General features: G+C 74.6%; 11 protein-coding genes and 2 pseudogenes. 9 read left to right on the top strand and 4 right to left on the bottom strand.

Annotated elements, in window-relative coordinates:
• Positions 1–11: 11 nt before the first annotated feature.
• Positions 12–1,058, bottom strand: coding sequence for a hypothetical protein (locus tag AAT21_RS33535; RefSeq protein WP_046780745.1), 1,047 nt, complete (start codon positions 1,056–1,058; stop codon positions 12–14).
• A gap of 96 nt (positions 1,059–1,154) precedes the next feature.
• Here AAT21_RS33535 and AAT21_RS33530 point away from each other — a divergent pair, with 96 nt between their 5' ends.
• The 4 genes from AAT21_RS33530 (at position 1,155) to AAT21_RS33515 (ending at position 5,501) form a co-directional block, all read left to right on the top strand.
• On the top strand, positions 1,155–1,607 hold the full coding sequence (locus AAT21_RS33530) for a DUF4442 domain-containing protein (protein WP_200904501.1): 453 nt from the start codon (positions 1,155–1,157) through the stop codon (positions 1,605–1,607).
• Positions 1,608–1,905: 298 nt separating this feature from the next.
• Entirely contained in the window at positions 1,906–2,106 is a 201-nt protein-coding gene (locus AAT21_RS33525) for a type II toxin-antitoxin system VapB family antitoxin (RefSeq protein ID WP_046780743.1), read from the top strand.
• A gap of 115 nt (positions 2,107–2,221) precedes the next feature.
• The gene (locus AAT21_RS33520) at positions 2,222–4,762 is read left to right on the top strand and encodes a glycoside hydrolase family 3 protein (RefSeq protein WP_046780742.1); all 2,541 of its coding nucleotides are present in this window, start codon (positions 2,222–2,224) and stop codon (positions 4,760–4,762) included.
• Between the two features lie 58 nt (positions 4,763–4,820).
• Entirely contained in the window at positions 4,821–5,501 is a 681-nt protein-coding gene (locus AAT21_RS33515; protein WP_046780741.1) for a DedA family protein, read from the top strand.
• A 298-nt stretch (positions 5,502–5,799) separates the two neighbouring features.
• On the opposite strand, the gene AAT21_RS33510 is transcribed toward AAT21_RS33515, so the two are convergent.
• A complete protein-coding gene (locus tag AAT21_RS33510; protein WP_046780740.1) occupies positions 5,800–6,351 on the bottom strand; it encodes a gamma carbonic anhydrase family protein in 552 nt (183 codons plus the stop codon).
• A gap of 148 nt (positions 6,352–6,499) precedes the next feature.
• Here AAT21_RS33510 and AAT21_RS33505 point away from each other — a divergent pair, with 148 nt between their 5' ends.
• Positions 6,500–7,318, top strand: coding sequence for an acyltransferase (locus AAT21_RS33505; RefSeq protein ID WP_046780739.1), 819 nt, complete (start codon positions 6,500–6,502; stop codon positions 7,316–7,318).
• Between the two features lie 15 nt (positions 7,319–7,333).
• Here AAT21_RS33505 and AAT21_RS33500 read toward each other — a convergent pair.
• Positions 7,334–7,801: pseudogene (locus tag AAT21_RS33500) on the bottom strand (EamA family transporter); the annotation flags it as partial.
• Between AAT21_RS33500 and AAT21_RS36365 the strand changes: the two are divergent.
• A pseudogene (locus tag AAT21_RS36365) lies at positions 7,796–8,230 on the top strand (cupin domain-containing protein); the annotation flags it as partial. The pseudogenes AAT21_RS33500 and AAT21_RS36365 sit on opposite strands and share 6 nt — an antisense overlap.
• On the opposite strand, the gene AAT21_RS33490 reads toward AAT21_RS36365, so the two are convergent.
• On the bottom strand, positions 8,227–8,631 hold the full coding sequence (locus AAT21_RS33490) for a CoA-binding protein (RefSeq protein ID WP_046780738.1): 405 nt from the start codon (positions 8,629–8,631) through the stop codon (positions 8,227–8,229). The pseudogene AAT21_RS36365 and the gene AAT21_RS33490 sit on opposite strands and share 4 nt — an antisense overlap.
• Before the next feature lie 131 nt (positions 8,632–8,762).
• Here AAT21_RS33490 and AAT21_RS33485 point away from each other — a divergent pair, with 131 nt between their 5' ends.
• The 3 genes from AAT21_RS33485 to AAT21_RS33475 all read left to right on the top strand — a co-directional run bounded on the left by AAT21_RS33485 (position 8,763) and on the right by AAT21_RS33475 (position 13,653).
• Positions 8,763–9,389, top strand: a complete 627-nt coding sequence (locus AAT21_RS33485) for a YigZ family protein (protein WP_046780737.1) — start codon at positions 8,763–8,765, stop codon at positions 9,387–9,389.
• A gap of 86 nt (positions 9,390–9,475) precedes the next feature.
• Entirely contained in the window at positions 9,476–10,645 is a 1,170-nt protein-coding gene (locus tag AAT21_RS33480; protein ID WP_046780736.1) for an exonuclease SbcCD subunit D, read from the top strand.
• Positions 10,642–13,653 (top strand): AAA family ATPase, encoded by a 3,012-nt coding sequence (locus AAT21_RS33475; protein WP_046780735.1) that lies wholly within the window; start codon positions 10,642–10,644, stop codon positions 13,651–13,653. The genes AAT21_RS33480 and AAT21_RS33475 overlap by 4 nt, the downstream gene beginning before the upstream one ends.
• Positions 13,654–13,672: the final 19 nt, after the last annotated feature.

Below are 13,672 nucleotides of genomic sequence, written 5' to 3'. Positions count from 1 at the left end.
TCAGCCGGAGATCATCCGGTGGCCAACCGGATCGAGCCGAGGATCTTGTCGGAGATCTCCGTCGAGACCTCTTCCTTCACACCGGCCGCAGAGACCAGGGCGAAGCTGGCGAAGTCACCGGCGGCGTTCCTGAAGGCGAAGCCGACCGCCTTGCCGTCGGTGGAGCACTTGTGCTCCTTCTTCACGTTCGGCGCGGTGGCGACCACCATGTGGCCCTTGATCCCGGAGGAGGTCGTGAACTCCTTCGGCTCGGTCACCTTGACCGTTCCCTTGGGCTCCTTCTGCGCGAAGCCGGCCCACACCCACGTGCCGGTGTTGTCGGTCGCGGCCTGCGCGGTGTCCTTGGCGCCCTGGGCCCCCTTGACGCCGGCGTCCGCGACCGAGAACTTCTCGAGGTTGCCGTCGGCGTCCTTGTCGACCGTGCACCACTCCTGCTTGAGGGTGGCGGTGCCGGACATCGTGATGACCGGCTTGCCGTCGTTCTTGACCTCGTCGTCGTAGAAGAGGGAGACGCCGGGGTCGTTGACGTTCCACTCCGGGGGGACGTCGTAGGCCACGTTGTACTTCGTGTTGACGACGACCTTCCAGCCCGGGACGACCGGCTGCATGGCGCCGCCGGCCCGCGGGTTCGCGCTGCTGCCCGCCGGGGCGGGCGCCTCGACCGGGGCGGAGGGGCTCGCGGCCGGCGGCTTGCCGCCGGCCTCGGTGTTCTTGTCGTCCCGGGTCAGGACGTACGCGCCGGTCGCGGCGGCCGCCACGACGACCGCGGCGGCCGCGACGATGGCCACGGTCCTGGTCGAGTAGGGGCTCCCGCCGGAGGGCTGCGGCTGCTGGGGCGCCTGGGGCGCCTGGGGCTGGCTCCACGGCTGGCCCGGGGCGCCCGGCTGCTGGTAGCCCGGCTGCTGGGGGTAGCCGGGCTGCTGCGGGTATCCGTAACCCGGCTGCTGCTGGTACGGGTTCGGCTGAGCCGGCTGTCCCGGCGGCTGCGCGTACGGGTTCTGATGCGCGTCCTGGGGGTTCTGCTCGCCCCCGGGCGGCTGCTGCTGTCCTGGCCACATGGCCGGTAACGATAGTGGGAGCGGTCCGGAGGAACCACGGCCGCCCCCTGAAGAGCTCTGGCCAATCCTGTCTACTCGCGGGTAACATCGCGGTCCATGAGCGCAGATCAGATGAACGTGGGCGAACTGCTCGCCGCGACCGTGCCCATGGCCCGGACCCTGAACCTCCAGTTCCTGGAGACCACTTCCGAGCGCGCGGTCGTCCGGCTCCCGGACCAGCCCGACTACCACAACCACGTCGGCGGCCCGCACGCCGGCGCCATGTTCACCCTCGCAGAGTCCGCGAGCGGCGCGATCGTCCTGGCCGCCTTCGGCGACCAGCTCTCCCGGGCCGTGCCCCTCGCCGTGAAGGCCGAGATCGGCTACAAGAAGCTCGCCAAGGGCGTCGTCACCGCCACCGCCACCCTCGGCCGCCCGGCCGCCGAGGTCGTGGCCGAACTCGACGCGGGCGGCCGCCCCGAGTTCCCGGTCACCATCACCATCCAGCGCGAGGACGAGGCCGTGACCGGCGAGATGACGGTCGTCTGGACGCTGCGCCCCAACGCCTGACGCCCGGCCCGGAGCGTGCCCGCCGCCCCATGGGGCGACGGGCACGTCCTGTCTCCGGGTGCGCGGGCCGCGCCGTCGGACCGCGCGAGCCCGCCCGGACGGTTTAGTGCTGTGACCGGAAAGGTTCACCGGGTCACGGCGCCCGGCACGGCACCTCGCCGCGTTGTCGGACCACGCACGTACGTTCAGTACGAGATGTGGCCCTCCGCCTTGCGATGCACCGCACCGGACACCGCGACCCGGCAAACCTTTCCGGTCACAGCAGTAGAGTCCTCGCACGACGATGGAGGGGGTACCCGTGGCCAAGGTCAACATCAGCCTCGACGCCGAACTCGTGGTGGAGGTGATGGTGCTCGCCGGGGTCGGCTCCCCGCAGGACGCGGTGGAGGCCGTCGTACGGGACTACATCGCGCGCGGACACCGCACCGAGGCGCGCGTCCAGAGCCAGGACGAGCCACGCCGCACCACCGACAGCCTGCCGCCCCTGCCGGAGGGCTGAACCTGGGCGCCCCCGGTGGCGCGTCTCGGCCGGGCCCGCGCCCCCGCGGCGCACAGTGGCCCGGGGAGCGGTCCGGCGCGGGCCGCTCCCGCCGACCGTGTCGCAGGGAGCAGCCATGAGCCAGGACGTGTCCAGACGTTCGGCGATGCGGCTGATCGCCGCCGCGGGCACGGCGGCCGGGGCCGCCCTCGGAGCCGCCGGCTGCGTCCCCGCCGTGCCGCCGCCCGGCGCCGTCCCGCGCGGGCCCGCGCCCGGCGCACCGGGCGCACCCGCCGCCGGGAGCGGGACCGGCACCGGTACGGGCGGAGCCGCCCGCATCGACGCGCTCGTACAGCGGCTCACCCTCGAAGAGAAGACCGCCCTCCTGCACGGGGCCCCCGACCCCGCCTCCCGGGGCCAGACCGGCTACGTACCCGGCGTACCGCGCCTGGGCATCCCGGCCCTGCGCCTCGCCCACGGGCCCGCCGGGGTACGGGTGGACCGGCCCGCCACCGCCCTCCCCGCGCCGGTGCTCCTCGCCTCCGCCTTCGACCCGGCGCTGGCGCGCGAGTACGGACGCGTCATCGGCCGCGAGGGCCGCGCCCTCGGCCAGGACGTCGTGCTGGCCCCCATGGCCAACCTCATCCGCACCCCCTACGCCGGCCGGAACTTCGAGACCTTCGCCGAGGACCCGCGCCTGACCGCGGACCTGGTCGGCGAACTGGTCCGCGGCATCCAGGACGAGGGACTCATCGCCACCGTCAAGCACTTCGCCCTCCACAACCAGGAAGCGGGCCGCGACACCGTCGACGTGACCGTCGCCGAACAGACCCTGCGCGAGACCGAGCTACGGGGCTTCGAGGCCGCCGTGACCGCCGGCGCGGGAGCCGTGATGGGCGCCTCCCGCAAGATCAACGGCGTCCACGCCTGCGAGAGCGGACCGCTGCTCGACGAACTGCTGCGCGGAAGCTGGGGGTTCGACGGCTGGGTGGTATCCGACCGGGGTGCCGCCCACAGCACCGTCGCCGCCGTCCGGGCCGGCCTCGACCTGGAGATGCCCGACGGCACCCACTTCGGCGGGCCGCTGCGCGAGGCCGTGCGCGGCGGCTCCGTACCGGAGGCCGCCGTGGACCAGGCCGTGCACCGGATCCTGACCACCATGGACCGCTTCGGGCTGCTGGCCGCGCGGCAGCCCGCACGGCCCCCGCGCGACGCCGCGGCCGGCGCCAGGGTCGCCCGCAAGGTGGCCACCGCCGGGGCGGTGCTGCTGCGCAACGAGCGCGGCACGCTGCCGCTGACCGGGGCGGCGGCCCGCTCGATCGCGGTGATCGGGCCCACCGCCCAGGTGCCGTTCACCGGCGGCGGGGGCAGCTCGCACGTGGTCCCCGACGGTGCGACCGCCCCGCTCACCGCCATCCGGCGGCGGGCCGGGAAGAGCGCGGCCGTGCGCCACGCCCAAGGCGAGGACCTGTACGGGCGGCCGCTCCCGGCGAAGCTGCTGACCCCGGTAGTGGACCTGGAGGACCGGGAGGTCGGACCGGGACGAACCTGGACGTACGAGGGGGAGTTCCGCCTCGCGGCGGACGACGAGTGGACCCTGCTGGTCCACTACACCGGGAAGCGGCCCGGCGTACGTCTCGACGGAGAGGAACTCTTCCCCGTCCGGCCGGGCGCGGCCGAGCACCACGAGGGCGGACTGCTCGGCTCCGCCCCCGACGGCATGGCCGTCCGCCGCCGCACCCTCGCCCTGACGGCGGGGACCCACCGGCTCGCCGTGACCGCCGACGGCGGGGACCAAGGACAGCGCCTGCGGCTGCGCCACATCACCGGGGCGATCCGGGCCGCGGACCTCGCCGAGGCGGTGCGGACCGCGAAGGCGGCCCGCAGCGTGGTCCTGTTCGCCTACGAGGACTCCACCGAGGGCCGGGACCGTACCTCCCTGGCCCTCCCCGGCGGGCAGGAGCGGCTGATCGAGGCCGTGGCCGCCGCGAACCCCCGTACGACGGTCGTGCTGAACACCCCCTCCGGTACGACGATGCCGTGGCTTCCCCGTACCGGAGCGGTCCTCCAGATGTACTACCCGGGGCAGGAGGGCGCCGGGGCCACCGCCGACGTCCTCTTCGGCGACGTGGACCCCGGGGGCCGCCTCACCCAGACCTTCCCGGCCGACGAGCGCAGGACCCCGGTCGGCGCGGACCGCTCGCGCTACCCGGGGGTGGGCGGCCGGCAGGAATACTCCGAGGGCGTCCACGTGGGCCACCGCTGGTACGACGCCCAGCGGGAGGCCCCGCTCTTCCCCTTCGGCCACGGCCTGTCGTACACGACCTGGCAGTACGAGAAGCTCACGGTCCGGCCGCAGCGCGGCGGACTGCGCGTGGAGTTCACCGTCCGCAACACCGGCCGGCGCAAGGGCACCGAGGTGGCCCAGGTGTACGTGGGCCCCTCCGCGGAACTCCGGCTCGACCAGCCGGTGCGCGCGCTCGCCGGCTACCGGCGGATCACCCTGGCGCCGGGCACGGCGCAGCGCGTCACCGTCGACATCGACACCCGGACGTTGTCGTCCTGGGACCCGGAGGAACACGCCTGGGTGCTGGGACACGGCCGCCGCGAGGTGTTCGCGGGCCGTTCCTCGCGCGAGCTGCCACTGAGGTCAAAGGTCGTGCTGGAGAGCCGATAGGCTGCCCGTTCGGCGTGCCACAGGGGGCGCGCCGGGGACTGATCGGGAGGACGCACCGGTGCACATCCAGGAATGGCTGGAGACGATTCCGGCGGTCAGCATCTACCTCCTGGTGGGTCTGGTCATCGGCCTGGAGAGCCTCGGCATCCCGCTGCCCGGCGAGATCATCCTGGTCAGCTCCGCACTGCTGGCCTCGCAGCACGGGGAGGTCGACCCCGTCGTCCTGGGCCTGTGCGCCATCACCGGTGCGATCGTCGGCGACTCCATCGGCTACGCCATCGGGCGCAGGGGCGGCAAGCCGCTGCTGGAGCGGCTGGGCCGGCGCTTCCCGAAGCACTTCGGGCCCCAGCAGGTTGCGCTGGCGGAACGCTCCTTCGAGAAGTGGGGCATGTGGGCCGTGTTCTTCGGCCGGTTCGTGGCACTGCTGCGGATCTTCGCCGGGCCGCTGGCCGGCGTGCTGCACATGCCGTACTGGCGCTTCCTCGTCGCCAACGTCCTCGGTGGGATCCTCTGGGCGGGCGGGACCACCGCCGTCATCTACTCGGTCGGCATCGTCGCGGAGCCCTGGCTGAAGCGGTTCTCCTGGCTGGCCCTGGGCCTCGCGGTGGCGTTCGGCCTCGTCGTGACCCTGGTGGTGCGCAGCCGGATGAAGAAGGCGGCCGAAGCCGCCGGCGCGGCGGCCGCGGCCGAAGCGGACATCCCCGCGCAGCCGGCCGCCCACGCCACCGTCGCCGAGTGACGGTGGCGCGCCCGGGCCCCGGCGGGAGGTCTTCCCGGGCGGCCCGGGATTTCTAGTGCTGTGACCGGAAAGGTTCACCGGGGCACGGCGCCCGGCACGGCACCTCGCCGCGTTGTCGGACCACGCAAGTACGTCCNCTAGTGCTGTGACCGGAAAGGTTCACCGGGGCACGGCGCCCGGCACGGCACCTCGCCGCGTTGTCGGACCACGCAAGTACGTCCGGTACGAGACGTGGCCCTCCGCCTTGCGATGCACCGCACCGGACACCGCGACCCGGCAAACCTTTCCGGTCACAGCACTAGCCCTCCGGGGTGACCGAGGCGCGGTGCTGCTTGGCCAGCTCCACGTACATCAGGGCGTTGACCCTGATGCCCTCGCGCTCCTCGTCGGTCAGCTCGCGGCGCACCTTCGCGGGGACGCCGGCCACGAGCGAGCCGGGCGGGACGACCATGCCCTGGGGGACCAGCGCCTGCGCGGCGACCAGGGAACCGGCGCCGATCACGGCGCCGTTCAGGACGGTGGCGCCCATGCCGATCAGGCAGTCGTCCTCGACGGTGCAGCCGTGCACGACGGCGTTGTGGCCGATGGAGACGCGCTCGCCGATGGACACGGGGAAGCCCGGGTCCGTGTGGAGCGTGCAGTTGTCCTGCACGTTGCTGTCGGCGCCGAGGGTGATCGGGCCGCAGTCGGCGCGCAGCACCGCCGAGTACCAGACGCCGGCGCCGGCGGCGAGGGTGACCTCCCCGACCACCACCGAGGTGGGAGCCGTGAAGGCCGTGGGGTCGATGTCCGGGTGCTTTCCGCCGACACCCGCCACGAGTGCCGTGGCCTGGGCCGCCTGGTGCGTCATGTCTGTTCCTCTGCCGTCAGTGGTCTGTCTGCCATCGGTCGCCGCGCCAACAGCACCGTAGGGCACGCGGGCCTCCGTGCCCGCGATGGGGTGAAGATCACAGGATCGCCGTCCGGACGACCGGGGCCCGGCGCATTACCGTGGCCGGGTGCCGAAGAAACAGAACACGTTCTCATCTGTGACGGCCCTGCGCCGCAGGCTGGCGAGCCGCGTGGTCCACACCGGCTGGCGCTGGATGCAGCAGGCCGGCGCGGTGACCGCGCAGACCCCGGGCCGGCTGCGGTTCGGCGCGATCGGGGACGGCACCCGGCTCGCCTTCCCGCAGGGCACCGTCTTCGGCGAGCGGTGGATCCGGCTCGGCGGGCACTGCATCATCGGCGAGCAGGTCACCCTCACCGCCGGCATGATGCCCGGCCTCGACCTGGGCGCGGAGCCGATGCTGCTGCTCGGCGACGGGGTCGTCATCGGGCGGGACAGTCACGTCATCGCCGACGCCCGCATCGAGATCGGTTCGAACACCTTCTGCGGTCCCGGTGTCTACATCACGTCCACTAACCACAGCTACGACGATCCGCACGAGCCCATCGGCCGGCAGTGGCCGCGCAGCGCGCCGGTGGAGATCGGCCCCGGATGCTGGCTCGGCACGGGCGCGGTGATCCTGCCGGGCGCACGGCTGGGCCGCAACGTGGTGGTGGCCGCGGGTTCCGTCGTACGGGGCGAGGTGCCCGACCACGCCGTGGTGGCGGGGGCGCCGGCGCGCATCGTACGGCGCTGGACACCGGAGGCGGGGTGGCAGCCGCCGCTGCGGACCCCGGCGCCCGTGCCGATCCCGGACGGCATGACGTCGGAGCAGCTGCGGGGGCTGGCCGAGCTCACCGAGGCCGAACTGGCCGAGGTCGAGCTGGCGGAGGCCGGGCCGGCCGACGCCAGGCTCGCGGAGGCCAGGCTCGCGGAGGCCGACAAGTAGCGCCCGCCGCGCCGTTCAGCCGGCGGCCAGCAGGACCGTTCCGGCGAGGGCCAGGCCGGCGCCCGCCGCCTGGACGGTGCGCAGCCGTTCCTTGAGGACGGCGAAGGCGGCGAGCGCGGTGATCACCGGGTAGAGCGAGGACACCACGGCCGCCATGGTGACGGGGCCGTTCTGTGCGGCGACGGAGTACGTGCCGTTCGCCGCGACGTCCGCCAGGCCGACGAAGGCCAGGGCGGGCAGCAGCCCCCACAGGATCCGCGGGCCGGTGCCCTCGGGGAGGGCGGGGACCCCGCGCCGGGTCTGCGCCCACAGCGCGGCCCCGCCGACGGTGACGTTGGTGACCCGCTGGACGAACAGGGCGAGGAAGAGCCCGGTGACGGTGGTCGACGCCTCGGCGATCAGGGCCATCACCGCGCCGAAGCCGAAGGCCGCGACCAGGGTGAGGACCACGGCCTGCCGCTGGACGGGGGCGCCGCGCTCCTCGACTACGACCGCGGCCCGCAGGTCCGGGTGGTCCCGGCGGACCAGGTGGTACGGATCTGGTCGAGCGAGGCGGGCAGCTCGACGACCATGCTGATCGGCACCGACGAGCGCGGGCCGATGGAGCTGTGGACCTGGCACCTGGTGCCCGGGGAGGGCACGGACTCCGTCCCGCACCCCTCCGGCACGATCGAGATGCTGCACGTCACGGCGGGGGAGCTGACGCTGGTGGTCGGCGAGGACGATTTTTGCGTCCCCGCCGGGGCTGCGGCCGCCTTCGAGGCCAACCTCCCGCACTCCTACCGCAACGAGGGCTCCGAACCGATGGAGATGACCCTCGCGGTGTCCGTCCCCCCGGTGTCCGCGCCGCTCCCCGCGACCGCCACCGCGCACGCACACGGCGGCGCGGCGGCGGCCACGGACACCCCCTAGAGGGCGGGGATCTCGATAGCCGGGCAGCGGTCCATGACCATCGTCAGCCCGGCCTCCCGGGTCCGGTCGTAGGCGGCCTCGTCGATCACGCCCAGCTGGAACCACACGGCCTCGGCGCCGACCGCGGCCGCCTGGTCGGCGACCGCGCCGGCCAGCTCGCTGTTCACGAAGACGTCCACCACGTCCACCTTGAACGGGATCTCCTCCAGCGAGGCGAAACCGGGCTCGCCGTGCACGGTCTCGGCCTTCGGGTGCACGGGGACCACGCGCTTGCCGTACTGCTGGAGCACGCGGGCCACCCCGTAGGCCGCCCGGTCCCGGTTGTTCGAGAGGCCCACCACGGCCCAGGTGTCGCCGAGCTCGGTGAGGATCTTGCGAATGGTTGCCGGATCGCCGTACACGCGTGCCGCCTCCTGCTGCTGTCTGCCGTCGTCATGTGCTGCTCAGCCGCATCAACCGCACAGCCGCACCCCCGATTCCCGCAGCGTCCCGGGGCGCCGGGGGGTTTGGCGGTACGGCTTAGGGTGGAGCGGTGAAGGCAGACCAGTACGTGACGGTGGCCCGTGAGGGCGTGCACGAGTCGGAGATCAACCGCTCGCGCTTCCTGTGCTCGCTCGCGCCCGCCGCGACCGAGCAGGAGGCGCAGGAGTTCATCGCGCGCATCCGCAAGGAGCACCCCACCGCCACGCACAACTGCTACGCCTACGTCATCGGCGCCGACGCCGCCGTCCAGAAGGCCAGCGACGACGGGGAGCCCGGCGGCACCGCCGGGGTGCCCATGCTGCAGATGCTCATGCGCCGGGACGTCCGCTACGCGGTCGCCGTGGTCACCCGCTACTACGGCGGCGTGAAGCTCGGCGCCGGCGGGCTGATCCGGGCCTACGGCGGCGTCGTCGGCGAGGCCCTCGACGAGCTCGGCACCGTCACCCGGCGGCGCTACCGGCTCGCCACCGTCACCGTCGACCACCAGCGGGCCGGCAAGACGCAGAACGACCTGCGCTCCACAGGGCGGACCGTGGTGGACCTGCGCTACGGGGCCGCCGTGGAGATCGAGGTCGCCCTTCCCGAGGCGGACCTGCCCGCCTTCGAGGCCTGGCTCGCCGACAGCACGGCCGGCAGTGCCGGTCTCACCCTGGGCGGGGAGACGTACGCGCCCTGAGCGCCCCCGGGGACGGGTTAGCGTAGAGGGGACCAGCGAGCGGGAACACGACCAGGGGGAGACGGCATGTGGGGCGGGGCCGGCGAGTGAAGTTCCTGCACACCTCCGACTGGCACCTCGGCCGCGCCTTCCACCGTGTGAACCTGCTCGGTGCCCAGGCCGCCTTCGTCGACCACCTCGTCGAGACGGTCCGCGCGCACGAGGTCGACGCCGTCCTCGTCGCCGGGGACGTCTACGACCGTGCCGTGCCCCCGCTGCCCGCCGTCGAGCTGTACGACCGGGCCCTGCACCGGCTCGCCGAGCTCGGTGTGCCCACCGTCATGATCTCCGGCAACCACGACTCCGCCCGCCGGCTCGGCTTCGGGGCAGGGCTGATCGGCCGCGCCGGCATCCACCTGCGGACCGACCCGGCCGGCTGCGCCGACCCCGTCGTACTGGCCGACGTACACGGTGACGTGGCGCTCTACGGGCTGCCGTACCTGGAGCCCGCCCTGGTCAAGGACCAGTTCAGGACGCAGAGGGTCAGCCACGAAGCGGTCCTGGGCGCGGCCATGGACCGGATCCGGGCCGACCTCGCCACCCGCCCGCCCGGCACCCGCTCCGTCGTCCTGGCCCATGCCTTCGTCACCGGCGGGCAGGCCAGCGACAGCGAACGCGACATCAGCGTCGGCGGTGTGGAGGCCGTCCCCGCCTCCGTCTTCGACGGAGTGGACTACGCCGCCCTCGGCCACCTCCACGGCTGCCAGACGATCAACGAACGGGTCCGCTACTCCGGTTCCCCGCTCGCCTACTCCTTCTCCGAAGCCGACCACCGCAAGACCATGTGGCTGATCGAACTCGGCGCGCAGGGAGAGATCGTCACCGCCGAGCGCATCGACACCCCCGTACCCCGCGCCCTCGCCAGGCTGCGCGGGCGCCTCGACGACCTCCTCGCGGATCCCGCCCACGCCGTGCACGAGGACGCGTGGGTGGAGGCCACCCTCACCGACCCGGTCCGCCCCGACGACCCCATGGCCCGCCTCGCCACCCGCTTCCCGCACACCCTCACCCTGGCCTTCGACCCCGAGGGCCGCCGGGAGGAGACCGGCGCCTCCTACGCCCAGCGGCTGCGCGGCCGCACCGACCAGCAGATCGCCGAGGACTTCGTCGCCCACGTGCGTGGCGGCGGCCTCCCGGACGAGGCCGAACGGGCCGTCCTCCAGGGCGCCTTCGACGACGTACGCGCCGACGACAGCGTCCGGGAGAACCACCGATGAGGCTCCACCGGCTGGCCGTGACCGCCTTCGGCCCCTTCGCCGAACCCCAGACGATCGACTTCGACGCCCTCTCCGGCGCCGGCATCTTCCTGCTGCACGGCCCCACCGGCGCGGGCAAGACCTCCGTCCTCGACGCCGTCTGCTACGCCCTCTACGGCTCCGTGCCCGGCGCCCGCCAGGCCCCCGGCACCACCCTGCGCAGCGACCACGCCGCCGCCGGCACCCCGACCGAGGTCACCCTCGAACTCACCGCGGGCGGCCGCCGCCTGGAGATCACCCGGCGCCCCGAACAGGAACGGCCGAAGAAGCGGGGCACGGGCACCACCAAGGACAAGGCGCAGAGCCGGCTGCGTGAGCACACCGGCGAGGGCTGGGAGCCGCTCAGCCGCTCCCACCAGGAGATCGGCGAGGAGATCGAGCAGCTGCTCGGCATGAGCCGCGAGCAGTTCTGCCAGGTCGTGCTCCTGCCGCAGGGGGAGTTCGCGCGTTTCCTGCGCGCCGACGAGGCGGCCCGCGGCCGGCTCCTCGGCCGGCTCTTCGACACCCGCCGCTTCGCCGCCGTCGAGACCCTCCTCGGGGAACGGCGCCGGGCCGCCGAGGCCAGGGTCCGGGCCGGCGACGAGAAGGTGCTCCACACCGCGCAGCGGCTCGCCCAGGCCGCCGGCGACAGCGCGGACCTGCGGGCCTGGCCGCTGCCCGGGCACCAGCCGGGAGACCCCGGGCTCGCCGGGGCGGTCCGCGCCTGGGCGGCCGTCGCCCGGTGCTCGGCGCGGGAACGGCTGGACGTCGCCGCATACGCGCTGGCCGCGGTCGAGAGCCGGTACGCCGCCGCCCGGCGGGCCGCCGAGGACGCGCGGGAGCTCGACCGGCTCCAGCGCCGGCACGCGGAGACCACCCGCCGGGCCGCCCTGCTCGCCGAGGCGGAGCCCGAGCGCGAGCGGGTCCGCGGCCTGCTGGACGGGGCCCGGCGGGGAGCTCTGGTGGCGCCCGCCCTGGAACTGCGCGGCGCGGCCGGCTCGGCCCACCTCGCCGCGGCCCACGCCGAGACGACGGCGCGCGCGGAACTGCCGCCCCCGCTGCGGGAGGCCGGCGCCGAACAGCTCGCTGCCGTCGAACAGCGGCTGCGCGAGGAACTGGGCGCGCTCGGCGCCGCCCACCGCACCGAGCAGCGCAGCGCCGAGATCGGCCGCGAACGGGCCGACCTGGAACGGGAGTCCCGCGCCGCCGAGGAGCAGCGCCAGGAGTCCGCCGAGTGGCTGGAGCGCTGGGAGGAGACCCGCACCGCCCTGCAGGAGCGGGCGGACGCCGCCCAGCAGGCCGCCACCCTGGCCGAGCAGCTCGCGGGCCGGCTGGAACCGGCCCGGATGAACCTCAGCGCCGCCCGGCGGCGCGACGAGTTCGCCGCCGACGCCGAGCGCGCCGAGCGCGAACTGCTCGAACTGCGCGAGGAGTCGGCCGCCGCGCGCGAACGCTGGCTGGAGCTCAAGGAGGCCCGGCTGCGCGGCATCGCCGCCGAACTCGCCGAGGCGCTGGTGGCCGGGGAAGCCTGCACCGTGTGCGGATCGGCGGACCACCCGGCTCCGGCCCGCCCGGCCCCCGGCCACGTGGACCGTGCCGCGGAGGACGCCGCCCACGCCGCCTTCGAACGGGCCGAGCAGGCCCGGGCGGCCGTCGAGCGCAGCCTCGCCGCCGCCCGCAAGGCCCGTGCCGAGGCCGCGTCCGCCGCCGGGGACGCCACGACCGACGAACTCCTCGCCCTGACCGCCGACCTGAGTGCCCGGCACGCCGCCGCTCATGCCGCGGCCGCCGGCCTGCACGCCGCCCGGGAGCAGCTGGCCCGGGCCGAGCGCGAGCACTCCGTGCGCAGCGCCGACCGGCTCGACGCCGAGACCCGGGCCGCCGCCCGGGCCTCCCGCCGTGAGGCCCTGGACCGGGAACAGGCCGCCCTGGAGGCCGAACTCGCCCTCGTGCGGCGGGACGCGCCCACCGTCGCGGCCCGCGCCCGGACCCTGGAGGACCGGGTCCGGATCGTCGCCGGGGCCGCCACTGCCCTGCGCCGGGCGGAGACGGCCGCCGCCCGGCTGAAGGAGGCCGACGACCAGCTCGCCGACGCCGCCTTCAAGGCCGGCTTCGACACGATCGAGGCCGCTGCCGACGCCGTCCTCCCGGAATACGAACGCACCGCGCTCCAGCACCGGCTGGACGCCTGGCAGGCGGAGGAGGCCCTCCTCGCGGACCGCCTCGGCGAGACCGGCACCGCCGAGGCGGCGGCGCTGCCCCCGGCCGCACCGGACGCCGCCGAGGCGTACGCGGCCGAGGCCGCGGCGAAGCTCCGTACGGCGGGCTCCGCCTTCGACGCGGCCCGGGTCCGCTGCGTGGAGCTGGACCGGCTCTCCCGGCAGATGGAGCAGGAGCTGCGCGCGCTCGGCCCGCTGCGGGAGGCCTACGACCGGGTGGCCCGGCTGGCCGGCCTGACCGCGGGCACCTCCGCGGACAACGAGCGCAGGATGCGGCTGGAGGCGTACGTGCTGGCCGCCCGCCTGGAGCAGGTGGCCGCCGCCGCGACGGTACGGCTGCTGCGCATGTCCGGCGGCCGCTACACCCTGGTGCACTCCGACGCACGGGCGAGCGGACGCGGGCGTTCCGGCCTCGGGCTGCACGTGGTCGACGCGTGGACCGGCAGCGAGCGGGACACCGCCACCCTCTCCGGCGGCGAGACCTTCTTCGCCTCGCTCGCCCTCGCGCTGGGCCTCGCCGACGTGGTCACCGACGAGGCGGGCGGTACCCGCCTGGACACCCTCTTCATCGACGAGGGCTTCGGCAGCCTCGACGACCAGGCACTGGACGAGGTGCTCGACGTGCTGGACTCCCTGCGCGAGCGGGACCGCAGCGTTGGCATCGTCAGCCACGTCGCCGACCTGCGGACCCGGGTCCAGGCCCAGCTGGAGATCGTCAAGCAGCGCGGCGGTTCCGTCGTGCGGCACCGCACGGCGGCGCTCACGGACTGAGCGGGCGGCGGGCGGGCGC

Source organism: Streptomyces yangpuensis (assembly GCF_001005295.1).
Classification (GTDB): Bacteria; Actinomycetota; Actinomycetes; order Streptomycetales; family Streptomycetaceae; genus Streptomyces; species Streptomyces yangpuensis.
Note: the sequence above shows the minus strand (reverse complement) of the source record. Positions and strands in the feature narration are given on the sequence as shown.